The 25,524-nt window shown below is 71.2% G+C and carries 21 protein-coding genes; 12 read left to right on the top strand and 9 right to left on the bottom strand.

Annotated features, from left to right (window positions below; genetic code table 11):
• Positions 1-16: 16 nt before the first annotated feature.
• Positions 17-1,813, bottom strand: a complete 1,797-nt coding sequence (locus OG303_RS46395) for an alpha-galactosidase D (protein WP_405876068.1) — start codon at positions 1,811-1,813, stop codon at positions 17-19.
• A gap of 26 nt (positions 1,814-1,839) precedes the next feature.
• Positions 1,840-3,027 (bottom strand): ROK family protein, encoded by a 1,188-nt coding sequence (locus tag OG303_RS46390; protein WP_405876067.1) that lies wholly within the window; start codon positions 3,025-3,027, stop codon positions 1,840-1,842.
• 159 nt (positions 3,028-3,186) lie between these two features.
• Here OG303_RS46390 and OG303_RS46385 point away from each other — a divergent pair, with 159 nt between their 5' ends.
• Entirely contained in the window at positions 3,187-3,927 is a 741-nt protein-coding gene (locus tag OG303_RS46385; protein ID WP_405876066.1) for a hypothetical protein, read from the top strand.
• 51 nt (positions 3,928-3,978) lie between these two features.
• Here the strand turns inward: OG303_RS46385 and OG303_RS46380 are convergent, their stop codons facing one another.
• Positions 3,979-5,787 carry a M4 family metallopeptidase gene (locus tag OG303_RS46380; protein WP_405876065.1) on the bottom strand — a complete coding sequence of 603 codons (1,809 nt, stop codon included), beginning with the start codon at positions 5,785-5,787 and terminating at the stop codon, positions 3,979-3,981.
• 247 nt (positions 5,788-6,034) lie between these two features.
• On the opposite strand from OG303_RS46380, the gene OG303_RS46375 reads away from it, so the two are divergent.
• The 7 genes from OG303_RS46375 to OG303_RS46345 all read left to right on the top strand — a co-directional run bounded on the left by OG303_RS46375 (position 6,035) and on the right by OG303_RS46345 (position 15,065).
• Positions 6,035-7,246 (top strand): serine hydrolase domain-containing protein, encoded by a 1,212-nt coding sequence (locus OG303_RS46375; protein ID WP_405876064.1) that lies wholly within the window; start codon positions 6,035-6,037, stop codon positions 7,244-7,246.
• A gap of 81 nt (positions 7,247-7,327) precedes the next feature.
• The gene (locus OG303_RS46370) at positions 7,328-8,926 is read left to right on the top strand and encodes a CAP domain-containing protein (protein ID WP_405876063.1); all 1,599 of its coding nucleotides are present in this window, start codon (positions 7,328-7,330) and stop codon (positions 8,924-8,926) included.
• A gap of 63 nt (positions 8,927-8,989) precedes the next feature.
• Positions 8,990-9,667: an AIM24 family protein gene (locus OG303_RS46365; RefSeq protein WP_405876062.1), complete on the top strand. Its 678-nt coding sequence runs from the start codon at positions 8,990-8,992 to the stop codon at positions 9,665-9,667.
• 171 nt (positions 9,668-9,838) lie between these two features.
• Positions 9,839-10,879, top strand: a complete 1,041-nt coding sequence (locus OG303_RS46360; RefSeq protein ID WP_405876061.1) for a tetratricopeptide repeat protein — start codon at positions 9,839-9,841, stop codon at positions 10,877-10,879.
• The gene (locus tag OG303_RS46355) at positions 10,876-11,913 is read left to right on the top strand and encodes a polyprenyl synthetase family protein (RefSeq protein ID WP_405876060.1); all 1,038 of its coding nucleotides are present in this window, start codon (positions 10,876-10,878) and stop codon (positions 11,911-11,913) included. Before OG303_RS46360 ends, OG303_RS46355 begins: the two co-directional genes overlap by 4 nt.
• 378 nt (positions 11,914-12,291) lie before the next feature.
• Entirely contained in the window at positions 12,292-13,251 is a 960-nt protein-coding gene (locus OG303_RS46350) for a threonine/serine dehydratase (RefSeq protein ID WP_405877810.1), read from the top strand.
• Between the two features lie 188 nt (positions 13,252-13,439).
• Positions 13,440-15,065, top strand: coding sequence for a serine/threonine protein kinase (locus OG303_RS46345; protein ID WP_405876059.1), 1,626 nt, complete (start codon positions 13,440-13,442; stop codon positions 15,063-15,065).
• Here the strand turns inward: OG303_RS46345 and OG303_RS46340 are convergent.
• On the bottom strand, positions 15,057-16,502 hold the full coding sequence (locus tag OG303_RS46340) for a serine hydrolase domain-containing protein (protein WP_405876058.1): 1,446 nt from the start codon (positions 16,500-16,502) through the stop codon (positions 15,057-15,059). The genes OG303_RS46345 and OG303_RS46340 overlap by 9 nt on opposite strands.
• 205 nt (positions 16,503-16,707) lie before the next feature.
• Between OG303_RS46340 and OG303_RS46335 the strand changes: the two genes are divergently transcribed.
• Positions 16,708-17,724, top strand: a complete 1,017-nt coding sequence (locus OG303_RS46335) for a hypothetical protein (RefSeq protein ID WP_405876057.1) — start codon at positions 16,708-16,710, stop codon at positions 17,722-17,724.
• A 91-nt stretch (positions 17,725-17,815) separates the two neighbouring features.
• Positions 17,816-18,529: a DUF2238 domain-containing protein gene (locus OG303_RS46330; protein WP_405876056.1), complete on the top strand. Its 714-nt coding sequence runs from the start codon at positions 17,816-17,818 to the stop codon at positions 18,527-18,529.
• Here OG303_RS46330 and OG303_RS46325 read toward each other — a convergent pair.
• Entirely contained in the window at positions 18,447-18,953 is a 507-nt protein-coding gene (locus tag OG303_RS46325) for a DUF6328 family protein (RefSeq protein WP_405877808.1), read from the bottom strand. The genes OG303_RS46330 and OG303_RS46325 overlap by 83 nt on opposite strands.
• A 160-nt stretch (positions 18,954-19,113) precedes the next feature.
• Here OG303_RS46325 and OG303_RS46320 point away from each other — a divergent pair, with 160 nt between their 5' ends.
• Positions 19,114-19,500 carry a hypothetical protein gene (locus OG303_RS46320; protein WP_405876055.1) on the top strand — a complete coding sequence of 129 codons (387 nt, stop codon included), beginning with the start codon at positions 19,114-19,116 and terminating at the stop codon, positions 19,498-19,500.
• A 6-nt stretch (positions 19,501-19,506) separates the two neighbouring features.
• On the opposite strand, the gene OG303_RS46315 is transcribed toward OG303_RS46320, so the two are convergent.
• Entirely contained in the window at positions 19,507-20,490 is a 984-nt protein-coding gene (locus OG303_RS46315) for an aldo/keto reductase (protein WP_405876054.1), read from the bottom strand.
• A gap of 169 nt (positions 20,491-20,659) precedes the next feature.
• Between OG303_RS46315 and OG303_RS46310 the strand changes: the two genes are divergently transcribed.
• On the top strand, positions 20,660-22,360 hold the full coding sequence (locus OG303_RS46310) for a cholesterol oxidase substrate-binding domain-containing protein (RefSeq protein WP_405876053.1): 1,701 nt from the start codon (positions 20,660-20,662) through the stop codon (positions 22,358-22,360).
• Positions 22,361-22,411: 51 nt separating this feature from the next.
• On the opposite strand, the gene OG303_RS46305 is transcribed toward OG303_RS46310, so the two are convergent.
• From OG303_RS46305 to OG303_RS46295, 3 genes are all read right to left on the bottom strand, one after another.
• Positions 22,412-23,017 carry a TetR family transcriptional regulator gene (locus tag OG303_RS46305; RefSeq protein WP_405876052.1) on the bottom strand — a complete coding sequence of 202 codons (606 nt, stop codon included), beginning with the start codon at positions 23,015-23,017 and terminating at the stop codon, positions 22,412-22,414.
• Positions 23,014-24,495: an MFS transporter gene (locus tag OG303_RS46300; RefSeq protein WP_405876051.1), complete on the bottom strand. Its 1,482-nt coding sequence runs from the start codon at positions 24,493-24,495 to the stop codon at positions 23,014-23,016. Before OG303_RS46300 ends, OG303_RS46305 begins: the two co-directional genes overlap by 4 nt.
• Before the next feature lie 235 nt (positions 24,496-24,730).
• Positions 24,731-25,429: a ribonuclease H gene (locus OG303_RS46295; protein WP_405876050.1), complete on the bottom strand. Its 699-nt coding sequence runs from the start codon at positions 25,427-25,429 to the stop codon at positions 24,731-24,733.
• Positions 25,430-25,524 lie beyond the last annotated feature (95 nt).

The raw sequence follows: 25,524 nt of genomic DNA, 5'->3' as shown, positions 1-25,524 counted from the left end.
GCTCCTGGAGGGGCGTTCAGGATGACTTCGGCACGTCGATCCGGTCGATGTCCGGCGCGTAGCTGTTGCCGCTGTCGAGGGTGATCGTGTTGGAGCCGGCCTTGAGGGTCAACGGCACGCTGACGGTTTCGGCCGTTCCCCAGTCGCCGGTGGAGGGGAACTTGTGGTGCGTGGCGCCGCCGCCGTCGGCGGAGATGTCGACGGAGCGGGCGTCACCGCTGACGTAGGAGATCTTCACCTGGTAGGTGCCGGCCTTGGGGACGACGATGTCGTTGAAGGTGAGCTTGCCGCCGAGGTAGAGGTTGCCGACCTTCTTGCCGCCGGAGCAGGCTGAGCAGTCGGCGACGGAGGCGTTGCCGGCGAGGGTGTTCGACGGTGACTCGGCCTCGTAGCCGGTGAAGGCGAGCGCGCTGCCGTGCGGGGTGACGGTGAACAGGCGGGAGCCGTGGGCGGGCAGGGCCTGAGTGACCTTGTCCTTGTAGGTGCCGAGGTTCTCGTGGTTCCACAGGTCGCGGACGGCGGCCTTGCCGGTGAAGCCGAGGGTGGCCCAGTTCGCGGAGACGGCGGCGGGGCTGTCGGCGAGGTTGAACAGGGCCACGGTGTAGCTGCCGTCGGGGTTCTTCGCGGCCCACACCTGCTGCGGGTCGGACGGGGTGACCGGGCGTGCGGGCGGTGTGTCGCCCTGGTTGACGGCGATGACCTCCTTGTTGGTCAGGAGGGACAGGCCGTAGGAGTCGAGGCGGGTGAGGTCGTCGCCGGTGTAGAGCGGGGACTTGGCGATGGCCCACAGCGTGGCGTAGCTCTGCCGTTCGGCCTTGGTCAGGCCGTCCATCGCGCCGTTGCCGACATCGAGGGAGTCGAGGTCGTTCCAGCCGCCGGGGCCGGCGTGGCGGGTCCACCCGGGGGCGTCGTCCCAGCGGTCGTCGACGGAGTTCTCCCAGCTGACCAGGGTGTTGCAGTAGCACTCGACGTCGGTGTCGATGCGCCAGCCCTGCGAGTACTTCTTCCAGTCGGCGGCATGGCCGATGTCCAGGGACCAGGACAGTTCGAGGTGGATGGGGCGGCCGGTGTCGGCGATCGCCTTGTTCCAGGCGGCCACGTCGGCAACGTTGTCGTACTGGTCGCCGCTCTTTCCGGAACCGGGCCCGACGCCGTCGAGCTTGAGGAAGTCGTAGCCCCAGCCGGCGATCAACTGAGCCTGGGAATCTATGTACTTCTGCGTGCAGGGCCGGGAGAAGTCGAGCTTGTAGGAGCTGTCCCAGCCGTTGGTGGTGCGCAGGTCGGAGTAGACGATGTCGGCGGTGGTGCAGTCGCCGGCGTTCCAGATCGGCGTCTTTCCGTCGCCGTACGCCTCTTTCTCGAGACCTGCGGGCAGGTAGATGCCGGCCTTGAGGCCCTTCTCGTGGATGCGGTCGGCGACGGCCTTCATACCGCTGGGGAAGCGCTTCGGGTCGGCCTTCTGGCGGCCGTACTGGTCGTACTCGGGCTTCCAGGCGTTGTCGCGCCACCAGCCGGCGTCGATGTTGACGTACTCGTAGCCGTACTTCTTCAGCTTGGCGGCCAGGGCGTCGGTCTGCTTGGTGACGTTCGCCTCGGTGAGGTAGCTGTAGTCGCCGTCCGGGTTGAGGCCCGGGTACTTGGACGACTGCATGCTCCAACTCGACCAGCCCATATAGGGTTTGGCGGCCTGAGCGGGCGCGGTGGTCTCGGCCCGGGCCGCGGGGGCGACGGTGACGGCACCGGCGGCGAGGGCCAGGACCACCACGGCTCTCAGGGTGCGTGCGGGCATGACGGAGTACGAGGATGACCGCATGGGTCGTACCTCCAGGGGGAGTTGGTTCAGCGGCTCGGTCGTGGGTCGTCGGGGGTGATGAAGGACTGGATCGCGGTGGCCGCGGCCCCGCGTGCCCATTCCTCGAAGGGAAGCGGGCGGGTCTGTACGTCGCAGTCGGCGGCGGAACCGAAGGCGGCCGCGGCGAAGGCGTCGCGGATCTGCTCGGCGAACAGGTCGTGGGCGGCCAGGCCCTCGCCGGAGATGATCACCCGTTCGGGGCCGAGGAGGTTGGCCACGGTGGCGATGCCGCGGCCGATCGCCTCGCCCGCCCTGGCATACGCCTCGCGTGCTCCGGCGACTCCTTGGTGGGCCAGCGCCACGGCCTCGGCGGTGTCGGCGACCTCGATGCCCGTGGTCTCGCGGATCCGGCGGACGATCGCGGCGTCCCCCGCGATCGACTCCACACAGCCGCGGTTGCCGCAGTGGCAGGGCGGCCCCGCCGGGTCGACGGTTACATGGCCGATCTCGCCGGCGACACCGTGCGCACCGGCGATCACCCGGCCGTGCACCACGAGGCCGCAGCCGATGCCCGCGCCGACCGTCACCACGGCGAAGTCGGACAGCCCCACGCCGGCCCCGAACCACTGCTCGGCGACGGTCAGCGCGCGTACGTCGTTGTCGACGGTGACGGGCAACCCCGTGGTCTTGGCGGCGAGTTCGGCGAGGGGGACGTCCCGCCAGTCGAGGAAGGGCGAATAGCGGACGACGCCTTCGGTGCGGTCGACGTCGCCGGAGACGGCGACACCGAGGCCGAGGACGGGGGCGCCGAAGTCCTCGGCCTCGGAGAGCAGTTCGCGCACCAGCTCCGCCATCGGGGCCAGCACCGCCTCGGTCGCCCGGTCCGTCAGGGGGACGCGCCGGGCGAGGCGGATACGGCAGCACAGGTCGGTCAGCACGCCGATGAGCTCGTCGCCGGTCACCTTGACGCCGATGAACAGCGCCCGTCCGCCGTCGACACGCACCAGGCTCGCGGGCCGTCCGAGGGCCGGGCGGGCCTCCTCGTCGGCGGCCTCCACCAGATAGCCGGCCGCCAGCAGCGGACGGACCGCCTTGGTGACGGCGGCCGCGGACAGCCCGGCCCGCCGGGCCACCTCCAGCCGGGTGAGGGGCCCTTGGGACAGAACCGTGGTGAAGATCTGCGAGGCGGCCGGCGTGTGGGCCGGGAACGTCTCGGCAGGCGGGGTCGAGCGCATGGCCGGGAACCTAGGGCCCTTATTTTCCGCTGTCAATAAAAGAGACAGGAATCGCCTGAAGGTTGACTGTGAGGTTCCAGTGGCCTTCAAATGACGCGTGAGGTGACGCTGTTGACTTCTGATCCAGCTGTGTCGGTGCCGGATGGCACCATCACGCGCATGACGACGATCGACTGGCGCGAGCTGACCCACGCCTACGGCTCGGCCGAGGACATACCCGCGCTCTTCGCCCGCCTCGGCGGCACCGAGGACGACGCGGTGTGGAGCGAGTTGTGGTCCGCGCTGTGCCATCAGGGGTCCGTGTACGAGGCGAGTTGGGCCGCGCTGCCCGTGCTGGCGGACATCGCGCGGGGCCGCGCACAGGGCGAGCCCTTCCAGGCCGTGATCCTGGCCGGGGCGATCACGGGATACGAGGCCGACCCGCGCCGTCCGCAGCACGGACAGGAGATCGGCGAGCTGCTCGACGTCACCCGCGAACTGCTGGCCACGCCCGGCCATTCGGCGCCCCTCTTCGTGAACCTCCTCCAGTCCGTCCTCGCCTTCGAGGGCGTCGGCGTCTGGTCCGAGGCTCTGCAGGGCGTGAACAGCGAGGAGTTCGAGGTCGAGTGCCCGGAGTGCGAGGAGGGCCTGTACGTCGCGTTCGGCAGCTACGGGACGTTCGTGTCGGCCGGGGACTACGTGGGCAAACCGGAGCCGGAGACTACCGAAGCGCACGGGGAGTTGACGCCGGCGTCGCCGGAGCGGCTGTCGGGACTGGGGGCGCGGCTGTACGGCGAGGCGGTCGCAGCGGGACAAACAGAGGTCGCCCGGGCCCTTACGTATGTCTTCGGCGAGGGGCGCTGCCCCTCCTGCGACACCGTGTTCTCGGTGTCGCAGGAGGTGGAGAAGCAGTGGATCTGATCCGGGCACCCCGCTTGCACGGGCGCCCGGACCGGTGTCCTCGCGCTGCGGTCAGCGGCGCGCGGCCGGGGTGTTGGCCGAGGTGACGTTGACCGCGGACCAGGCCTTGTTCACCGTCTGGTACTCGTTGCTACTGGCCCCGTAGAGGTCCTTGGCCGCCTTCAGCGTCGCGACGCGCGCGTCGTGGAAGTCGGTCGTGGAGACCATGTAGCGGGTCAGGGCCCGGTAGAAGATGGCCGTGGCCTTGGTGCGGCCGATGCCCTTGACCGTCGAGCCGTCATAGGTCGGCGAGTCGTACTTGACGCCCCCGATCGTCTTGTGGCCACTGCCCTCGGCGAGCAGGTAGTACGCGTGCGAGGAGACGCCGGAGCCTGCGTGCACCTCGGCGTCGTACGCCTGGGCCGACCAGTAGTCGATCGTGCCCTCGAGCTTGTCGAGGGACGGGTGGTCGAGGCGGCGCAGGAACTTCTGGGCGAGGCCCAGCTTCTCGCCGATCAGGTAGTCCGGCTTGTCCTTCGCGTTGTTGGTGAAGAACTCGACGTTGGAACCGAAGATGTCCGCGAGGGACTCGTTCAGCGCGCCCGGCTCGCCGTACTGGTTGCCCTGCGCGTCGACGCGGGTGGGCTCCAGCTTGGCGGTGGCGTCCACGACGCCATGGGTGAGCTCGTGGCCGGTCACGTCGAGGACGACGAGCGGCTTCTTGAACATGTCCCCGTCGCCGTCGCCGTAGAGCATGCAGTCGCAGGTCGAGTCCCAGAACGCGTTGGCCACCTTGTTGCCGAAGTGGACCATGGCGCGGGCGCCCTTGCTGTTGTTCTCGATGCCCTTGCGACCGAAGGTCTTCTTGTAGAAGTCCAGGGTCTTGGTGACGCCGTACTGGGCGTCTGCGGCGGCGCTGTTCCGGCTGGTGGTGGCGCCGTTGCCGAAGACGTCGTTGGTGGTGGTGATCTTCTTGCCGCGGGCGAAGTTCTCCAGCTCCTGGCCCTTGGCGTCCCGGGTCTCGGTGCCCCAGCGGGTGGGGTCCTTGAGGAGGTAGCTGGTGCGGGCCGTCCGGGTGGTCTTCAGCGGGACGCTGCCGACGAAGAGGGACTTGCCGGTGCCGTTGGCCGTCGACGGGTAGCGGGTGGCGGCGGCCGCGGATGACGCCGACGACGCCGTGAGTCCGGCGGACTGCGAGCCGATGCCCGTGGCGGGGTCGAGCTTCTCGCCGCGCTCGCGCAGGGTGTCGAGCAGCTCGGGCGAGAAGAACTCGTCGCTGTCGGGCGTGTTGCTGCGCACCTTGCCGGTGACGGCGTCGACGACGACCGTCCGGGAACCGCCGCCCTCGGCGGTGCCGCTGTCGCTGACCCGCACCTGGTAGGCGAGGGCGGACGCGCCGTCGCGGGCGTCCACGACGAGTTCGGCGGTGCCCGCGTCACCCTTGGCGACCGTGGCCGCCTTCTGCTCGGCCTGTCCGGCCGACAGCTTGGCGGCGGTGGCGGCGTCGGCCTTGACGGTGTGGTCGGCGGCTCGCGTGACGCCCGCGTATGTCAACTGCTTGGTGAGGTGGACGACGAGGTCGCCGCCGAGAACCTGCATCCCCTGATGGGCCCGGGTGAACCGGACGTGCCGGGCGCCCTCCGGGTCGATCATGACGTCCTCGGCCTGCAGTTCGTCGCCTTGAGCGACGCCGGTCACCGAGGCGTGGGCGAAGGCTGCGGCGCGGGCCGCCTTCACCACGGACGCGGCCGAATTGTCGGCGCTGGCAGCGGAATGCCCCGCCCCCGTGTCGGGGCCCGCCATGGCGGTGCCCGCAAGGCCCGTAGCGGCCGTCGTCACGGCGACGGCGACCGCCACGCTGCGTATGTGCGGTCTACGCACTGATGAGGGTTCCTTCCTTGCAAGGCGGCCGGGATCACCAACCGCCTTGACGCATGGCCCTGTTGAGCGCCATGGGGGCTGGTCGGGCCCCAGGACGAAACCCTTTCGGACGAGTCATGTACATGTAAAGACTAAAATATCGCTTTCCGTGCGATACATGGCAATACTTTGCAAATCCTCGCCACTCAGTGATCAGTTGGTGACCAACTGTGCGTCGACTGTGGAGATGTGACGAGACGGAAGAAAGTTGCCTCACGTGCATGTGACCCATCTCGCATCCAAGAGCGCGGTCCTGGGAACGGTCGTGCTCTCCCTCCTCGCGGTTCCCGCCCACGCCGCACCGACCGGGTCACTCCCGAAGCCCGATCTCACCGCCCTTCACGGCGCTCTGCGCACCGCGGTCGCACAGGGCGCACCCGGCGCGATGGCACGGATCGACGACCACGGCTCGGTCCGATGGGCCGTCGCCGGCGTCGCCGACCGAAAGAGCGGACGGGCCATCAGCAACGCCGACAGGTTCCGCATCGGCAGCGTCACCAAGACCTTCTCGACCGTCGTGCTGATGCAACTGGCGAAAGAGGGCAAGCTGAACCTCGACGCCTCGGTCGACCGCTATCTGCCGGGGCTGCTGCCCGACCGCCGGATCACGGTGCGGCAGGTGCTGAGTCACCGCAGCGGCCTGTACGACTACACGAACGACATGTTCGCGAAGACGGTCTCCGGGTTCGAGGCGGTCCGCACCAAGGTCTTCACCCTCCGTCAGCTGGTGGACCGTTCGCTGAAGCACACGCGGACCAACGCGCCCGGCGCCGCGTACTCGTACTCCAACACCAACTTCGTCGTCGCCGGCTTGCTCATCGAGAAGCTGACCGGACACTCCGTGAAGACGGCGTACGAGAACCGCATCATCAAGCCGCTGAAACTGCGCGACACCCTCTACGTCCACCCCGGCAAGAAGATCCCCGGCCGCCACGCCAAGGGGTATCTCACCCCGGACAAGGCGGGCGCGCCCCTGGTCGACGCCACCGAGCAGACGGTGTCCTGGGCACAGAGCGCGGGCGCGGTCATCTCCAGCACGCGGGACCTCAACACCTTCCTCTCCGCCCTGCTCGGCGGCCGGCTGACGGCGCCCTCGCAACTGAAGCAGATGGAGCGCATGACGCCGGTCAACAGCACCCAGGCGTACGGGCTGGGGCTGCGCCGCCGTGATCTGTCGTGCGGGGTCTCGGTGTACGGGCACACGGGCACCGTCCAGGGCTTCTACACCTACGCGTTCGCCTCGAAGGACGGCCGGCGCAGCCTCACGTCGCTCGCGACGACGTCGAACAACGATGGCGTGTACAACACGATGCTGGGCACGCTGGAGTCCGCGTTCTGCGGCAAGAAGGCGAAGGTACGGCGCAGTGCCGCGGTCGTCGAGCACTCCGAGGACGCCGCCGCGAGGGCCGTCCGGGACTGACCCGGCGGGAACCCGTGTGCCCTGGTGAACGTTGTCCGGACGAGCCCTGCGGGGCGCGAACGACGACACCAGGGCGGCGCGATGAGCGAGTTGGTCCCCGGGGGCAACATGCCCCTTCCGGACGGTGCGGTGACCGTCCGGGTGCCTGGCCCCTTCGACGTGTCCGCACTCATCACGGACGACGGGGGCAAGGTCAGGGGCGACGGCGACTTCGTGTTCTACAACCAGCCGTCCGCCCCGGGCACCCGACTGAGCGGCGACACACTCACCGTCGACCCGCCGCGGCTGCGCTCCGGGGCCACCAGGGTCACGGTGGTCATCAGCGCGGCCGAGCCCGACACTCCCCTTGGCCGGCTTCCCGCCCCCACGCTCCACGTCTCGGCCCAGGGCGGCCGCACACTCGCCCGGTTCGCCCCACCTCCCCCACGGCAGGAGACGGTGCTGCTGCTCGCGGAGATCTACCAGCGGGGCGGCGGCTGGAAGTTGCGGGCCCTCGGGCAGGGATACGCCGACGGACTCGCCGGTCTCGCACGGGACTTCGGCGTGGACGTCCTCGACGATACGGCCGGGGCGGCGACGCAGGCGGGGCAAGGACTGCGGCCCTCGTCGCCGAAGCCACGGACTCCTGCCGGCCGGGCATCGTCGCCGGCCCGCCGGCCTGCGGCACCCACACCCCCGACGCCTCCGAGGCCACCGTCCCGACCCACGCCTCCGGCACCTCCGACGCCACCGTCTCGCCCCAAGTCCCCCACCCCACCCACTCCGCCGTCCCGGCCCACGCCTCCGACGCCACCCACGCCACCGAGTGCCGGAGCCCGGTCGAGGACCCCGGCGTCCCAGATCCCCAGGGCCCGTCCCCGCTCCTTCGCCGCGGCCGGACCCACCGCACCGCCGCCCTCCCCCGACCCGGACGGCTACCTCGGGCTGGTCAACTCCGCGCGCGCCGGGGCCGGTTCGCCGCCCGTCGCGCTCGACGCCCGTCTGACGTCCGCGGCCTGCGCGCATGCCGCCGCCATGGCCGCGGCAGGGCAGCTCGGTGTCGAGGGCCGGGACGGCGTCTCCGTCTACCAGCGCGTCACGGCCGCCGGATACACGTATCTCACCGTCGGCGAGCACCTGGTCTCCGGCCCGCGTACGCCCGCCGAGTTCGTCGCGTACTGCCTGGGCGACGAGCAGCCCAGCCGCACCCTGTGCGACCCGGCCTTCACACACGCCGGCCTCGCGTACGTCGCCGACGGCCGCTCGGGCGACCTGTACTGGACCGCGTTGTGGGCCAGGCCCCTCGCCCCGGGTGATCTGGCGCGGACGGCGGCCGAGGTCGTCGACCTCACCAACCGGGAGCGCGCCAGGGCCGGTCTGCCGCCCCTGGCCGCCGACGCCCTGCTCACCACCGCGGCGCAGGCGCACAGCGCGGACATGGTGGCCCGCGCCTTCTACTCCCACACGTCTCCCGAGGGCAGCCGGCCCTGGGACCGGGCCGCCGCAGCGGGCGCGCGCAGGCGCTCGATCGGCGAGAACATAGCCTGCGGCCAGCGCTCCCCCGCCGAGGTCGTGGACGGTTGGATGAACAGCCCCGGCCACCGCGCCAACATCCTCAAACCCGACTTCACCCATATCGGGATCGGCCTCGCGGGCGGCGGCCCGGCAGGAACGTACTGGACCCAGTTGTTCGGCGCGTGACCACCGAAACCGACCCACCCCGCGATCTTGGCGGAACGAGATCTTCCGGGACAGGATGCCCGCATGAAGGGTTCCCTCTTTTCCAGTGAGCACATGGTCCAGCCGGCCACCGAAGCGGGCATGACCGTCGAGAACGCCAAATGCATCAAGTACGCGGTGAACGGCGAGATGCTCGCCCGCCAAGGGGCGATGATCGCCTACCGCGGAAACCTCCAGTTCGAGCGCAAGGGCCAGGGCGTGGGCGGCATGCTCAAGCGCGCGGTCACCGGCGAGGGGCTGCCTCTCATGGCGGTGCGCGGGCAGGGCGAGACCTGGTTCGCGCACGAGGCGCAGAACTGTTTCATAGTCGACGTCGAGCCCGGCGACGAGTTCACCGTCAACGGCCGCAACGTCCTGTGTTTCGACGCCTCGTTGTCGTACCGGATCGCGACGGTGAAGGGCGCGGGTATCGCCGGCGGCGGCCTGTTCAACAGCGTCTTCACGGGCCAGGGCAGGCTGGGCCTGGTGTGCGAGGGCAATCCGCTGGTCATCCCGGTCTCGCCGCAGTTCCCGGTGTACGTCGACACGGACGCGGTCGTCGGCTGGACGGCGGGTCTGCAGACCTCGCTGCACCGGTCGCAGTCCATCGGATCGATGCTGCGCGGCGGCTCCGGGGAGGCCGTGCAGTTGATGCTGCAGGGCGAGGGGTACGTGGTCGTGCGGCCGAGCGAGGCGACTCCGCAGAAGGCGCAGCAGCACTGAGTCCCATGAAGTGATCTGCGCCTCACGAGCAACCTCTCCGGCGACAACGACGTCTTGATCCACAGCAGGTAGCGCCCTGGCCCTTTGGGTCAGGGCCACATTTCGACGCGCTATACACGCTATGTATACACGGCATGTAGAGATGGTGTGTATACAGACCGAAAGGGATCCATGTACGGCAAGGCATTCGCCCCGGAGTACCAGGGCGCCCTCACCACCCTTTCCGTGAACTCCTCGCTGACGGACGTACTGGCCGCCGGCACCCGGGAGTTGAGAGCTGCCGAGCAGGCCGGGCAGCAAGGGGAGGTGGCCCGCTCCGGACTCGCGGTCGCCGAGGCGCACCGCCGGCTGGGCCAGGTCGGGGACGCCGACCGGGCGTGGAAGGCGAGCTACCGCGCGGCCCGCGAGGCCGGGGACACGGCGGCGATGGCCTGGGCGCTGTGGAGCGGCGGCACCCTGGCCCGGCAGCGTGGGGCCTTCCCGCTGGCCTGGCGGCTGCTGGGGCTCGCGGCCGAATTCGGCGAACGGGGCGGCGACGTCGTCGTACGCGGCTACTCGCTCGCGGGACTCGCCGAGACCGGTCGCATCCAGGGCGACTACGAGGCCGTCCGCAGGCTGCACGAGCAGTTGCTGGCGGAGGCCCGGCGGCGCGGCGAGGCGCGGCACACGGTGTGGGCGCTGGAAGGCATCGCGCAGATCCATCGCAACACCGGTGAGTACGACATCGCGTACGCCCTGTTCGAGGAGGCGGCCGAGATAGCCGGGCGCGCCGACGACCGGCGCGGTCATGCCTGGGCGCTGCGGGGTCTGGCCGACATCGTGTCCGTGCGGGACTCAGACGTCGAGCGGGCGCTCGCGCTGCTGTCCGAGGCGGAGACGACCTGCCGTGCGATGACGCTGTCCAGCGCGCTGGCCTACAACCACAAGATGCGCGGCAACGTGCTGTACCGGGCGGGGCGTTACGCCGAGGCGCGGGACCTGTACGAGCAGGCGCTCGCGGAGTTCCGTGCGATGAGCGAGCCGCGCGGTGAGGCACTGGCGCGGCTCGGGCTGGCCAAGTCACTGGCCCGGCTGGGCCGCGACCGCGCCGAGACGGCGGCCGAACTCGGCGACCTGGCCCGCGAGTTGGAGCGGATCGGGCTGCGGCACGCGCGGGAGATGGTGGCGCGGGCGCAGGAGGAGTTCGGTATCCGCGCGGAGGACGTACGGTGACGACGCTTCCCTCGGCGCTGCGGGCGCCGGTCGATGCTCCCCAAGTCCTCGACCGCTGCCGGGAGTTGGTGCGGCCCGCGCTGGTGGAGGCCGTCGCGCGGATGCACCCCTGGGTGGGTGAGATGGCCGCGTACTCCTTCGGCTGGTGCGAGGTGGGCGGTGCGCCGGCCGTCGCGTCCGGCGGGAAGGGCGTACGGCAGGCCCTGGCGGTGCTCGGCGCCGAGGCGGCGGGGGCGTCCGGGTGCGCCGGGGTGCCGGCGGCGGTCGCGGTGGAGCTGGTGCACACCTTCTCCCTCCTGCACGACGACATCATGGACGGCGACGCGGCCAGGCGCCGCCGCCCCACCGTCTGGAAGGCCTACGGCACCGGACCCGCCGTCCTCGCGGGCGACGCGCTGTTCGCGCTGGCTGTGGAGACCCTCGCCGCGGCGCCGGGCGGGCCGCAGGCCGTGCGGGTGCTGTCGGTGGCGCTGGGTGACCTGGTGCGTGGCCAGGCGGACGACCTGCTGTTCACCACACGCCCGTGGAAGGGGCCGCAGCGGGTGCGGCCGGACGAGTACCGGTCGATGGCCGAGCACAAGACGGGCGCGCTGCTCGGTTGCGCGGCAGCGCTCGGGGCCCTGCTCGGCGGCGCCGCGCCCGCAGTGGTCGACGGCCTCGACCGCGCCGGACGCCACCTCGGGATCGCCTTCCAGGTCATCGACGACGTGCTGGGCATCTGGGGCGACCCCACGGTCACCGGCAAGCCCGTCCACGGCGACCTGCGGGAACGGAAGAAGACGTTCCCGGTACTGGCTGCACTCGACTCCGACACCCCCGGCGCCCTGCGCCTCGCCACGATGCTGGAAGCGGGCGGCGACCCCGAGGAGGCGGCCACGCTGATCGAGACGACGGGCGGCCGTTCGGCTGCGCTGACCGAGGCACGACGCCACATCACCGCGGTGGAAACGGCTCTCGCGGACGCGGCCCTGGAGACGGGGGCCGTGGACGAACTGCGGTCGCTGCTCGGGTATTTGGTGCGGCGAGAACTCTGACGGGGTGGTGGGTGCGGGCGGCTCCTCGCACGGTTTGCTGCGGGCGTCGGGGGCTCCTCGTGGCGGGTGCGGCGGCGGACACCGGGGACTCCTCGTATCGGGCGTAGCCGGCGCCAGGGCCTCCTCATACCGGGTACGGCGGGCGGCGGGAACTCCCCGTGCAGGCTGCGGCAGAGGCCGAAAACCTCCACGCACGGGGCACGGCGGGCACCGGAACCTCCCCCCACCTCCCACCCGGACCCGCACCAGCCGCCGAAAAGACCGCCGCCCCTCCCCCGCCGCCAAGCCCCAATTGTGTTTGACCTACGCCGGCTCTCACGTCAGGGTGCGAAGCGGTGCGGGCACTCGCGTCGTGCCGGAAAAGGTGAGGTGGATGTCTTGATCGGGGTCTCCGAGATCGAAGCCGTGGCCGGGCATATCGCCGGGCACGTCGTGCGTACGCCGACGCTGTCGAGCCCGGGGCTGACCGCGCTGCTCGGCGCCCCGGTCACCGTCAAGCTCGAACTGCTCCAGCGCACCGGTTCGTTCAAGGCGCGCGGCGCGACGGCCAAGCTGCTCTCGCTGAACGACGCCGAGCGGGCCGCCGGTGTCGTGGCGGTCAGCGGCGGCAACCACGGGATCGCGCTCGCGGTCATGGCCGCCGCCCTCGACGTGAAGGCCACGGTGGTCATGCCGCGTTCGGCACCCGTCAGGGCCGTCGAGATCGCGGAGGCCGCCGGCGCGCAGGTGCGGCTGACCGACGACATGGGCGGGGCGTTCGCGCTCATGACGCGGCTGCAGGAGGAGGGGCTGACGCTGGTCCACCCCTTCGACGACCCGGTGGTCATCGCCGGACAGGGCACCGTAGGGCTGGAGCTCGCCGCCGACGCGGGCGACCTCACCGACGTCGTCGTCAGCATCGGGGGCGGCGGACTGATCGCAGGTGTCGCGGCGGCGCTGCGGGACCTGCGGCCGGACGTACGGATCTGGGGCGTGGAGACCGAGGGCGCCCAGGCCATGTCGCAGGCGCTGGCAGCGGGCGGCCCGGTGCCGGTGTCCCTGTCGTCCATCGTGACCACGCTCAGCGCGCCGGCCGTTTCGCAACTGACGTACGACCATGTGTCCGCGCTGGTCCACGAGGTGCTCGTGGTGCCGGACCGGGAGGCGGTGCGGGGCACGCTCGACCTCGCCGACCACGCCAAGGTGTGGACCGAACCCGCGGCCGGCTGTCTGCTGCCCGCGGCCCGGCAGGTCCTGGAGCGGGTCGGGGAGGGCGCGCGGCTCGGGCTGGTGGTGTGCGGGGGCAACGCGTCGACCCGCGATGTCATGGACTGGGCAGAGCGCTTCGGACTGCGCTGAGTTTGTCTCGCCCGTCCCCGGAAAGCAGGCGGTCTGAATTCCGTTCAATCAATGGGGACTTCCTCGAATTCACGCAACGGAGCATGAACAAATGCCTGCGGACGCCAATGATTTGCGGATCCTTTGAACACACCCCGTCACCCTCCCCGTACCTCTGTGAAAGGTGAGACCCAGGGGTTCGACGAGGGATGACCATGGTCAAGGCGCATGTCTTCACGCACGAGTTGGTCGCCGGAAGGTACCGGCTCGTCGATGTCGTCCACCGCGAGACGAACCGGATCTGCTGGTACGGCAAGGACGTCAATGTCCAACGCCCCTATCTCCTCACGCAGATAGACCTCCCGGACGACCCGGACGGTGAGACCGCGCCGCGGGCGACCGCCCGCATCATCCGCATGTCCGAAACCATGGGGCTGATGAGTCCCGGCGCGGTCGCCACGGTCGTCGACGCCGTGGAACAGGACGGCACCCTGTGGACCGTCACGGAATGGATCGACGCCGTCCCCCTCGCCGAACTCATCGCCCAGCAGGGCACGTTCAACTACGTGCGGGCGGCCCGGATCGGGCTGGAGCTGCTCGACGTGCTGGAGGCGGCGCACGGCGAGGGCATCACCCACGGCGAACTCAGCCCGGGCCAGGTCTTCGTACGGGACAACGGTTCGGTCGTGGTCACCGGCTTCGGCCTGGCCGGCGCGACCCTGGCACCGCGGCTCACCGCGCCGTCGTACGCCTCCCCCGAGCAGGCCCGCGACGAACGCATCGGACCGGCGGCCGACCTGTGGGCGCTGGGCGCGATCCTCTACACGATGGTCGAGGGCCGCCCGCCCTTCAGGGACCGGGACCGGCCCGAGACCACGCTGAAGGGTGTGGACCGGCTGCCGCTGCGCACGCCCGTGCACGCCGGGCCCCTCACCCCGACCGTGCAGGGGCTGCTGCGCAAGAACTCCCGGGAGCGGCTGACCCGTTCGGTGGTCCGCGAGGCCCTCACCCGCGTTCTGACCGAGGATCCCGACGCACTCGCGGGCGCCATGCCACGGCCCCGGCTGCGCGGCGTCTACACCGCCGCCTGCCATGCCGCCCCCGGGTGGAGCAGACGCAGCATGGCGGCGGGGACGGCCCTGGCCGTCGTCACCGTGGCGGTCGCCGCGCTGGCCGCCACCCATCAACTGCCCGGCACCCGGACGTCCGAGTCCGGGGCGGCACCCCAGCCGTCGGCGTCCGCCACCTCCGCACCCGGCGCGGGCGCCGAGGGCGGCTTCTCCGCCCCGGCCACGTCGGCGACGCCCAGCACGTCCCCGACCTCCCCTTCGTCGCCGCCGCCCTCCCCGTCCCCGTCGGGCACCGCCCTCCCCGCCGGCTTCCACCGCTACACCGCACCGGAGGGCTTCTCCATCGCCCTTCCCAAGGACTGGAAACGGCTCGACACCTCGCGCGTCGACGACCTCTCGTACCGCGTGTTCTTCGGCGCCGACGGCGACCCGCGCACCCTCGCGGTCACCTACAGCGAGCGCGTCGGCACGGATCCCGTCGCCGTCTGGCGCGACGACGTCGAGCCCGGTCTGAAGCAGGACGGCGAGTACCAGCGGATCGGCCAGATCAAGGCGACGACCTACCAGGGCCACAAGGCCGCCGACATGGAGTGGATCTCGGAGGTCGACGGCACACGGGTGCAGACCTTCGGCCGCGGATTCCTCCTCGGCGGCGGCCACGGATTCTCGCTGCGCTGGACGACCCCGGCGGCCGACTGGGACGACTCCGCGAACCAGACGGCGCTCGACACCTTCCTGCGGACCTTCCGGGTGCCGTCAAGCTGAGGGCCGGGGCGCACACATGGCGCGCAGCGGAACTCCGTTCAGCGGAGTCGTGTGCCATCGGGCCGTGAACGTCCGGTCGGGCAGCGAGCAGGTCACGGCCAGGCGGTGCGGTGTCTCCAGGAACACGATGTCCACGGCGAGGGTGTCGGCATCGGCCCATCCGCCGCTCACCGCGGTGGGCAGCGGCGCGTCGGTGACGGCCCATCCGGCCTCCCCGACCCGCAGGTCCAGTGGGTGCCCGCCCTCGGTGAGCCGCAGCGCCCAGCCGTCCGCATCGGCACGCACACCGACCCCGGTCAGCTTCGGCTGGTCCGCGCAGACTCCGTCGTACGGCGTGAACTCGACGCCGGACCAGGTCTGCGCCCGCTCCGGCGGTGCGGGCTTGCCCGGGGCCGGGGGCAGCGCGAGCCGCGCCAGCCGCGCCCGCAGGGCCGCGTCCTCGTCCTCCCGGCCCGAGAGCGGTTCGGGCCCGAAGGCGGGCAGCAGGTGCCGCCACACCAGGTCGAGCGTCTCCTGCATCTGCTCGGTCGCCGCGGTCGTGGCGATCACGGCGTCGTGCTCGGGCAGCACCAGGCAGAACTGCCCGTACGCACCGTCGCCGCGGTAGCCGTGCCGGGAGGTCCAGAACTGCAGGCCGTAGCCCTGCTGCCAGTCCGACCGTGCTCCCGCGGCCGTACCGTCGCCGTTGCCGATGTGCGGGCGCGTGGCCTCGGCCACCCACCCCTCGGGCAGCAGCCGCTCGCCCTCCCACACCCCGTCCTGGAGATACAGCTGCCCGAGCCGGGCGATGGCGTCGGTGGTGGCGTGCAGCCCACTGAAGCCCAGTTCACGACCGGCCCGGTCGCACTGCCAGGCCGCCTCTGAGATGCCGAGCGGATCCAGCAGGCGCGGGCGGAGGTACTCGGTCAGCGGCTGCCCCGTGACCCGCTGCACGATCGCGGCCAGGGTGTAGGTCGTCGGCTGGTTGTAGGCGAAGACGGTGCCCGGCTCCCGCTCGGGCGGCAGCAGCAGGAAGCCGCGTACCAGTTCCGCGCGGTCGGTGGCGAGCGCCCGGTCGAGGGTCTCGGCCTCGTGGCCGCTGGACATGGACGCCACATGCCGTACCAGCATGGCGCGGCTGCGCGGGTCGGTGATGTCGGCCTCGAACTCCGGGAAGTAGGAGATCACCGGGTCGTCGAGGCGGAGCAGCCCCTCGGCGGCGGCGAGCGCGGCGGCCGTTGCCGTGAAGCTCTTGCTGAGGGAGTACAGCAGGTGCGGGCGTTCGGGCGCGTAGGGCGCCCACCAGCCGGATGCCACGAGCCGGCCGTGCCGCATGATCATCAGGCTGTGCGGTTCGATGTCCGGGGCGCTTTCGAGGGCGTCGAGGAAGGCGTGGACGCCGGCGGCGTCGACACCCTGGGCGGCGGGGGTGCTGGAGGACAGCGGGCGAGCACTCATGAGGGCATCCTCTCCCGGGTGGTCGGCCATGTGTGCGGCGGCCCGGGCCGGGCTCCGGTGGGAAACCCAACGAGCATGTGGTGGGCGGCGGTTGGCGTCCGTCGCCGACGTGCGGCACTGGATGGCCGAAACGTCGACCATGGGTCCCGATAGGCTGCCGGTCTGCAGTTCTGCAGCCCGACCAGCTTGCACAGGAGAGTCATCCGTGACCCTAGCGATCGTCCCGTCCGAGACGTCCCCCGTCCCGCTGTCCGACCTCGTCGCGCGGGACGCGCGCGAGTTCGGGGTCTATGCGCGGACCGGAGGCTGGGCCTTCGGACTGATGGTGGCGCGCAGCGTTCGGCCCGGCGGTCAGGGCGCGGAGGAGACGCCGAAGGTGTCCGCGAAGGAGTTCGCCGAGCTGGCCGGGTGCTCCGCGGAGCGCGTCATGCGCTACTACAAGGCGTGGGACCGGGCCGCCGACGACGGCCTGGTCCCGCACTTCGAGGCGCTGGCGCCGGGCCAGGAGGTGGAGCTGCCGGACTCCGACGTGTGGCTGACCTACTACGTCTCCCGCAACAGCGCCACCTCCGAGCGCGGCACCGCCATCGCCGAGGCCGCCGAGGCCGAGGGCATCCGGCCGACGAAGGCCCTCGAAGTCGCCGAGAACCCCACCGCCCTGCGTGCCGCGATCCTCGCCGACCCCTCCACCGCCCGGGCGGCGCGCCAGGCGCTGCTCGACCGCGTGCGTGAAGACCCGGAGCTGCAGGCCGAGTTGGCGCGCGACGTCGTACGCACCGACGACCTGAAGAAGGCCGTCGCCACCGAGAGCCGGGCGGCGGACCGGATCGGATACGTGCGCCAGATCGCCGAGTCGGGCCAGGTCAAGACCCCCGCGGGGCAGACCATCGACGCGCCGGTCGACCTGCGCCAGGAGGCCGAGCGGCATCTGTCGCTCATCGACGAACTCGAGGAGGACGAGGACACCGGCGAGTGGGCCACCGAGGCCTACGACACCCTGAAGTCCCTCGTGGCCGAGACCGTGGAGGCCGATCCCGAACTGCGCGTCCAGGAGCGGCGGACGAAGTTCTACAGCAGCCTGCAGAAGGCGACGAAGGCGTTCGAGGAGCTGACCTTCGACGATGTGCAGGAGTTCGTGGAGGACGACATGGTCCAGCGTCTGGAGGAGCTCCAGCAGGCCATCGTCATGTGCCTGACCACGCTGCGCGGTGACAAGGGCTGAGGATCTCGACCGGGCGGGGCTGAGTAGCCGTACTCATGCCGCCGCCCACCCGCTCGACCAGCATGGGGGCTCCCACGAAAAGGGAGCTCCCATGACTGCTGTTGTGCACTCCGCCGTCCCGCGACGGCAGCTGCCCGCCGTGCTCGCCACCGTCGTGGTCGTGGGGCTCGCGGTGTCGGCCTGGGGTCCGCGCGATCGCACCACCTGGTTCCTGGAGACGGTGTGGGTGCTGGTCGGGCTGCCGCTGGTGGTGTTCACCTGGCGGCGCTTCCCGCTGACCAACCTGCTGTGCTGTCTGCTGGCCGTACACGCGCTGGTCCTGGCGGTGGGCGGCCACTACACCTACGCGCAGGTGCCGCTGGGTGACTGGGTGCGGGACGTCTTCGGCCTGGACCGCAATCCGTACGACCGCTTCGGTCACCTCATGCAGGGCTTCGTCCCGGCCGTGCTGGTACGGGAGTTGCTCAGCCGCACCTCGCCGCTGCGCGGCAGTCGCTGGCTGGCCCCGCTGACCGTGTGCGCGTGCCTCGCCTTCAGCGCCGTGTTCGAGATGCTGGAGTGGCTGGCGGCGGTGACCGGCGGGCATTCCGCGGACGCGTTCCTGGCCACGCAGGGCGATGTATGGGACACCCAGTGGGACATGTTCTGCGCGCTGATCGGCGCCACGGTCTCGGTGCTGGTGCTCTCCCGCCTGCACGACCGGCAGCTCGACGCGCTGGGCGTCACTTCGTCGTCGTACGGTGCCGCCGGGTCCACATCGGCACCACGAACCAGCACAGCGCGTACCACGCGACCACTCCCGTGACGATCCAGGGCACGGCGTGGTTGTCGGTCGCGACCCGCAGGATCAGCAGGAGCGAGGAGGTCATCGTGGCGAGGAGGAGCAGCAGGCCCACGAAGGTCATCCGGGAGGCCCACTCGACGGCCGCTGCCTTGACCCGCTGCCCGGACACCAGGCGGTGCAGCGAGACAGGTCCGATCAGCGCCCCGGTCGCGGCGGCGCCCAGCACCACGGTCACGATGTAGATGGTCTTGTCGGTCTGTTCCAGCGAGTCGTACTTCTGCTGGAACACGACGGTGAGCAGGAAGCCGAACAGGATCTGCACCCCGGTCTGGGCGACCCTGACCTCCTGGATCAGCTCGCCCCACTGCCGGTCGGCTCTCTCCTCCTCGGTCTCGCGCCGCCCCCACTCGTTCACGTCGTCACCGCTTCTCGTGGCCGGCACGATTCCTCCCGGCTCGGTCGCCCCGGATGCCTTCCCCGCACCGGGTTCCCCGTTTCGCGCACGTTGGACCAGGCCGTGCGGGGATCGGCCGCCGTTTGGGCGATGACCAGGGGGTTACCCGGGGCGTAAGGCGTACGACGACCACCCGAGGAGCCCGACGACCATGTCCGGTACAGAGCTCACGATCACCGTCAGCGGTGGCACCGTCGCCGACGCGCGCGCGGTCGTGCGGGTCCTGGAACCCGCCTTCGGGAGGTCGCAGGAGGAGCCTCCCGCGCCCACCTTCGGGAGGTCGCAGGAGGAGCTTCCCGCCGCCGAGGGCTTCACGATCCACACGGCGAGGTTCGAGCACGATCCGCCGGGCGGGCCGTCCGGGCCCGGTCCCGCCGCCGGCCGTCATCTGTCCGGGGCGGTGACGCTGACCGTGCAGGGCTCCCCGGAGGCGGTGGCGACGGCGCGCGAGACGCTCGTCCACGCCTTCACGGCACAGGACCAGGCATCGGTCTCCGGCGACCAGGAGCAGGAGTGGCACCTGCTCCTGGAGCCGTGAGCGGAGCTACCAGCGGGCTTCGACCTGGTCCTCGATCCGGCGGTCGTAGAGGTCGCGGATCGCGGTGAGCGTCCCGTCGTCGAGCGGCGGGAGCTTGGCGGCGGCCGCGTTGGCGCGCGCCTGCTCGGGCGAGCGGGCGCCGGGGATCACGGTGGTCAGGCCCGGCTGCTGGACGATCCAGCGCAGCGCGAGCTGGGCCGGGGTGTACCCCTCGGGGGCCAGGGCGGCGAACTCGGCGGCGGCCTCGACGCCCGTCGTGTAGTCGACGCCGGAGAAGGTCTCGCCCACGTCGAAGGACGCGCCGTGCCGGTTGTAGGTGCGGTGGTCGTTCTCGGGGAAGACGGTGTCCTTGGTGTACTTGCCCGACAGCAGGCCGGAGGCGAGCGGGACACGGGCGATGATGCCGACGCCGGCCTCCTGGGCGGCGGGCAGGACCTCGCGCAGCGGCTTCATGCGGAACGCGTTGAGGATGATCTGCACGCTCGCGACGTTCGGCCGGGCGATCGCGGTCAGGGCCTCCGCGCAGGTCTCCACGCTGACTCCGTACGCCGCGATGCGCTCCTCCTCGACCAGGGTGTCCAGGGCGTCGAACACCTCGTCCGTGGAGTAGACGGGCGTGGGCGGGCAGTGGAGTTGTACGAGGTCGATGCGGTCGACGCCGAGGTTGCGCCGCGAACGGTCGTTCCAGGCACGGAAGTTGTCGAGGACGTAGTTCTCCGGGATCTGGTCGACGCGGCGGCCCATCTTCGTGGCCACCAGCACGTGCAGGTCCGGCCTGCCGCTCAGGAACGCGGCGATGGTCTGCTCGCTGCGCCCGTCGCCGTACACGTCGGCGGTGTCGAAGAAGGTCACCCCCGTCTCGGCCGCCGCCTCCAGCACCGCCAGGGCTTCCTTGTCGTCGACGTCTCCCCAGTCGGCGCCCAACTGCCACGTCCCGAGACCGACGACGGATGCGTGCTGACCCGACCTACCGAATGTGCGCTCGTCCATGGCGTCAGTCTGTCATCCGTCACTCCCGGTCGCGGAACCGACCGCTCCGGTGCGCCACCTGTGAATCGTTCACTCACACGAGTGAACGGATTCGACAGGAAACCGGATTGTGTCAACGCGCCCCTAGCGTGAGCACGTGACTGATCGTTCAGCGAGCAACTTACCGTCCGTGGCGTCGGAAGACCCGTCCTGGAGCCGCCGGAGCTTCCTGCTCGGCGCGGCCGCGCTGGCCGCCGTTCCCGTCCTGATCGCGGCCGATCCGGCGGTCGCGGCGCAGGAGCTCCCGGACTTCCCCGGGGGCGTCGCCCTGTACCGCTCGGCGTACCGCAACTGGGTCGGCGAGATCACCGCCGACGGACTGTGGGCCTGTGCGCCGACCGGCCCGGACCAGGTGGTCGAGGTCGTCAACTGGACCTGGCGGCAGGGCTGGAGGGTACGTGCCCGGGGTTCCGCCCACGGCTGGTCCCCACTGACGATCACCGCGGGCACCGCGGGGGACGCCCCCGTCCTCCTGGTCGACACCGCCCCTCATCTCACCGGCCTGTCGCTCGACTCGACGACCGCGGTGCGCGCCGGCACCGGCGTCACCCTGGAAGCCCTGCTCACCTACCTGGAGGAGCACGGCCTCGGCGTCACCGCCGCGCCCGCTCCCGGCGATCTCACCCTGGGCGGCGCGCTCGCCATCGACGCGCACGGCACGGCCGTACCGGCGCGGGGCGAACAGCGGCTGCCCGGGCACACGTACGGCTCGCTCAGCAATCTGGTGCTGTCCCTGACGGCGGTCGTGTGGGACGAGGGCTCCGGCGGGTACGTGCTGCGGACGTACCACCGCGACGAGGCGGACTGTGCGGCTCTGCTCACCCACCTCGGCCGCTCGCTGGTGACCGAGGTCGTGCTACGGGTGGGCGCGAATGTCAACCTCCGGTGCGTGAGCCGTACGGACATCCCGGCCGCCGAACTCTTCGCGGCGCCCGGCGCCGACGGGCGCACCCTCGCGAGCTACCTCGACGAGTCGGGGCGCGTCGAGGCGATCTGGTTCGCCTTCACCGAGTTCCCCTGGTTCAAGGTGTGGAGTGTGGCGCCGACCCGGCCGCTCACCTCGCGGCGTGTGTCGTCGCCGTACAACTACCCGTTCTCCGACAACGTCCCGACCGTGGTGGCGGACCTGGTCGGGCGGATGACCTCGGACGCGGCCTGGTATCTGGCTCCGGTGCTGGGCAACGCGCAGTTCGACGTGGCGGCGCTCGGGCTCGTGGCGACGCTGTCCGCCGACCTCTGGGGGCCCTCCAAGAACACCCTCCTCTATCTCAGGCCCACCACGCTCCGGATCAACGCGAACGGCTACGCCGTGCTCACCACCCGGGCCCAAGTGCAGCGCGTGGTCGCCGAGTTCACGTCCTTCTACCGCGAGCGGCTCTCCGCGTACGCGGCGCTGGGCCGCTTCCCGGTCAACGGCTCGGTCGAGATCCGGGTGACCGGCCTCGACGACCCCGCCGACGCCGAACTCGACGGTGCCAGCGCCCCGTTGCTGTCGGCGCTGCGGCCGAGCAGCGCGCACCCGGAGTGGGACACGGCGGTGTGGCTGGACGTCCTGACGCTGCCCGGTACGCCGTACGCGGAGGCCTTCCTGCGGGAGCTCGAACAGTTCCTGCTGCGCACGTTCGACGGGGAGCACGCGCTCACCAGGGTCGAGTGGTCCAAGGGCTGGGCCTACACGGACGAGGCCGCCTGGAGCGACGAGGAGGTGCTGGGCACGGCGGTGCCCGCGTCGTTCGGCGAGGCGGCGTGGGGGCAGGCGGCCGGCGTCCTGGACCGCTTCGACCCGCACCATGTCTTCGGGAACGGGTTCCTCGACCGGTTGCTGCAATGAGCGGTTACCGGTGCCACGTCCCGTGCCTCGACGACCCCGAACGCTTCGTGACTACGACCGCGGGATTCCTCCGCCCGGAGTGAGGTGCGCCTGCACCGCGGGCGCGTAGCGGTCGACGACCTCCTCCAACGGGGCGCCCCGCACCTGGGCGCCACGCGCGATGCCGTACATCACCCCGAGGCCGAGCAGGTTCGCGACGGCCAGCTCCGCGCGCAGGCCCGCGTCGGGGCCGTCGAGGCGTTCGGTGAGGCGTTCGGTCACCTGGGTGCGGAAGTTCCCGCGCAGGATGTCGCCCTGTGCGGCGTGCAGGGGCGCGAACACGATGCGGACGAGCGGATCGGCGCCCTGTTGCGACTGGCTGACCAGCACGTGCCGCACCATGTGCCGGCCGAGCTCGTCCAGCGGGGCGTCCAGCAGGGCGTCGGCATCGGTCTCGAAGGACATGACGCGGGCGAAGAGGGCGTCCTTGTTGCCGAAGTACTTCAGGATCAACGGCGGGCTGACACCGGCGCGTTCGGCGACCGCCTTCAGCGTGATGTCGGCGTGGGCCTGCCGGGCCAGCAGGTAACGGGCCGCCCTGAGAATGACCGCCTTGGTCGCCTCGGCGTCCCGGCGGAAGGGCGCGGACGCGGTGGGAGAAGTGCTCACGGCACTCATGCTCCCTCCAGAGCCTCGTCGCGGGGCTCCCGGGCGCGACCGCGGCCGCGGCGTGTCTCGCCCGTCGGGGGGTCGCCGGGGATGGTCAGGGCCGCGGCGCTGGCCGCCAGGGCCACCGCGCCGGCGATCCCGAAGGCGAGCAGATAGCCGTCCAGCGTGGGCACCGGAATTCCACCGATCGGACTCGTGTGGTGGACCAGTACCGCGGCCACGGCGGCGCTGGAGACGGCCTGGCCGATCGTGCGCATCAGGACGTTGACGCCGTTGGCGGAGGCGGTCTGCTCGGCCGGGACGGCGCGCAGGATCAGGGTGGGCAGGGCGGAGTAGGCGAGGGTGGTGCCGGTTGCCACCACTGTGGCACCGAGGATGATCATCCACAGGTCGCGGCTGTCGGCGATGCGCACCGCGTAGCCGCAGGCGATCACCGCGGCCCCGAGGGCGAGCGTGATCCGCGGGCCGCGCGACGCTGAGATGCGGGCCGACAGGGGCGAGAACAGCAGCATGGTGACGCCACCGGGCAGCAGGCACAGGCCGGTCTCCACGATCGACAGTCCGAGCCCGTACCCGGTGGCCTTCGGCGCCTGCACCAGCTGGGCGGTCACCAGGGAGTTGGCGTAGAAGGCGAATCCGGTGAGCAGCGCCGCCACGTGGGACAGGCCCACCCGCGGCCGCGTGACCAGCCGCAGGTCGACCAGCGGCCGTGCGGTGCGCAGTTGCTGCCACCACCACAGGGCCAGGACGACGACGGCGGCGAGGAACAGGCCCACGACGCGCGTGCTGCCCCATCCCCACTGTCCGCCCTGGGAGACGCCCAGCAGGAGGCACACGAGTCCGGCGGCCAGCCCCAGTGCGCCCGTCACGTCGAACCGGCCGGGCTCCCGCACGGGCGACTCCTTCACCGCCCACCACACCGCCGCCACACCGAGCGCCCCGAGGGCGCTGGTCAGCCAGAACATGGTGTGCCAGTCGGCGTACTGCACGACCAGCGCGGCCAGCGGGAGGCCGAGGGCGGCACCGATGCCGACGGTGGAACTCATCAGCGCCACCGCGGATCCCCGGCGCTCCGGCGGCAGTTCGTCGCGCAGGATGCTGATCGACAGCGGCACCACGGAGGCGGCCGCACCCTGCAGGGCGCGGGCCGTGATGAGTACGACGATGTCGGACGACAAGGCGCACATCACCGAGCCGACGGTCATCAGGACGAGAGCCGACGTCAGCACCCTGCGCTTGCCGTACATGTCACCGGCCCGGCCCAGTACCGGGGTGAGCACGGCACCCGCCAGCAGCGTCGCCGTGACCATCCAGGAGACCGCGCCCGCCGAGGAGTGCGTCAGCCGCGGCAGGTCCGGCAGCAGCGGCACGACCACGGTCTGCATGACAGCCATGAGGATGCCGCCGAACGCCAGCACCGGAATCGCGAGCCGGTCGCGCAGCGATCCCGTCGCGGAGATCCGGGGTATCGGGCCTGGCTGATCCATCGGCACTCCAGCGGCGATGCGGCAAAAGAAGGGGTGAATTTCCATTCACCATAGTCGGTGAATGACAATTCACCCAGAGGAGATCGGTCACACGGACCGTCACGCGGAGAACTGTTGCGTGCATGACAAAGGAACCTCCGCCCCGCCGGACAGCGTCGCGCACAACACCTTCGACACTTGACCGGCGGCCGGGACACGGCAGTTGTTCGGCAGGTCAGGGTGCGAAAGAACGTCCCTAGACGGCCTCCGCCGTACGGCACTCGGGGTGCCCCCAGCCCTGCGTGTTCTTGGAGATGGGCTCGCCGGCCGCGTAGGAACGACCGCACAGGCAGCGGCCGGGGAACTTCGCCTTGATGGTGCGGGACGACGAGCCCCCGCGCTGCCCGGACGCCGCGGCCTTGCGGCGCGGGGCACCCGACTTCGGGGTGTCCGGGGAGGGCGGCGGCTCCGGTGAGCCGAGGTCGCTGCCCGCGGGCTCCTGCACCTTCGCCGCCTGGCTGGCGGCGCGGTCGGCGAAGTCGTTGAGCGGGTCGCCGTCGACCTGGTGGGCGGGCACGTAGCGGAAGTCGACCGAGCGGCCGTCGAGCAGCTCGTCGATGCGTACGACCAGCTCCTGGTTGGCGACCGGCTTGCCGGCGGACGTCTTCCAGCCGTTGCGCTTCCAGCCGGGCAGCCAGGAGGTGACCGCCTTCATCGCGTACTGGGAGTCCATGCGGACCTCGAGCGGTACGCCCGGGTCGGTGGCCGCCAACAGGCGTTCCAGCGCGGTGAGTTCGGCGACGTTGTTGGTGGCCTTGCCGAGCGGCCCCGCCTCCCAGCGGGCCGGGGTCTCGGAGTCGTCGGAGACCACCCACGCCCAGGCCGCCGGACCCGGATTTCCCTTCGAAGCCCCGTCGCACGCGGCCACCACACGTTCACGCATGGCCTCGATCATGCCACGGGCGGACAGGGCCCTCGACCACGATCCGCACGATCCCGAAGACGTCCGTCCAGGAGACGGCCGACGAGGAGATGTACCTCCAGGAGATG

The sequence above is a fragment of the Streptomyces sp. NBC_00005 genome (genome assembly GCF_045160215.1).
Lineage (GTDB): Bacteria > Actinomycetota > Actinomycetes > Streptomycetales > Streptomycetaceae > Streptomyces.
The sequence above is the reverse complement of the archived record's forward strand: the minus strand, read 5'-3'. Positions and strand labels throughout refer to the sequence as shown.

What these genes read in the sequence shown, in the direction of transcription:
- OG303_RS46365 (WP_405876062.1), top strand. Translation starts at nt 8,990, where the DNA reads ATGAAGGGTTCCCTCTTTTCCAGTGAGCACATGGTCCAGCCGGCCACC.
- OG303_RS46330 (WP_405876056.1), top strand. Translation starts at nt 17,816, where the DNA reads ATGACTGCTGTTGTGCACTCCGCCGTCCCGCGACGGCAGCTGCCCGCC.
- OG303_RS46345 (WP_405876059.1), top strand. Translation starts at nt 13,440, where the DNA reads ATGACCATGGTCAAGGCGCATGTCTTCACGCACGAGTTGGTCGCCGGA.
- OG303_RS46305 (WP_405876052.1), bottom strand. Translation starts at nt 23,017, where the DNA reads ATGAGTGCCGTGAGCACTTCTCCCACCGCGTCCGCGCCCTTCCGCCGG.
- OG303_RS46360 (WP_405876061.1), top strand. Translation starts at nt 9,839, where the DNA reads ATGTACGGCAAGGCATTCGCCCCGGAGTACCAGGGCGCCCTCACCACC.
- OG303_RS46320 (WP_405876055.1), top strand. Translation starts at nt 19,114, where the DNA reads ATGTCCGGTACAGAGCTCACGATCACCGTCAGCGGTGGCACCGTCGCC.
- OG303_RS46315 (WP_405876054.1), bottom strand. Translation starts at nt 20,490, where the DNA reads ATGGACGAGCGCACATTCGGTAGGTCGGGTCAGCACGCATCCGTCGTC.
- OG303_RS46340 (WP_405876058.1), bottom strand. Translation starts at nt 16,502, where the DNA reads ATGAGTGCTCGCCCGCTGTCCTCCAGCACCCCCGCCGCCCAGGGTGTC.
- OG303_RS46300 (WP_405876051.1), bottom strand. Translation starts at nt 24,495, where the DNA reads ATGGATCAGCCAGGCCCGATACCCCGGATCTCCGCGACGGGATCGCTG.
- OG303_RS46295 (WP_405876050.1), bottom strand. Translation starts at nt 25,429, where the DNA reads ATGATCGAGGCCATGCGTGAACGTGTGGTGGCCGCGTGCGACGGGGCT.
- OG303_RS46395 (WP_405876068.1), bottom strand. Translation starts at nt 1,813, where the DNA reads ATGCGGTCATCCTCGTACTCCGTCATGCCCGCACGCACCCTGAGAGCC.
- OG303_RS46385 (WP_405876066.1), top strand. Translation starts at nt 3,187, where the DNA reads ATGACGACGATCGACTGGCGCGAGCTGACCCACGCCTACGGCTCGGCC.
- OG303_RS46370 (WP_405876063.1), top strand. Translation starts at nt 7,328, where the DNA reads ATGAGCGAGTTGGTCCCCGGGGGCAACATGCCCCTTCCGGACGGTGCG.
- OG303_RS46390 (WP_405876067.1), bottom strand. Translation starts at nt 3,027, where the DNA reads ATGCGCTCGACCCCGCCTGCCGAGACGTTCCCGGCCCACACGCCGGCC.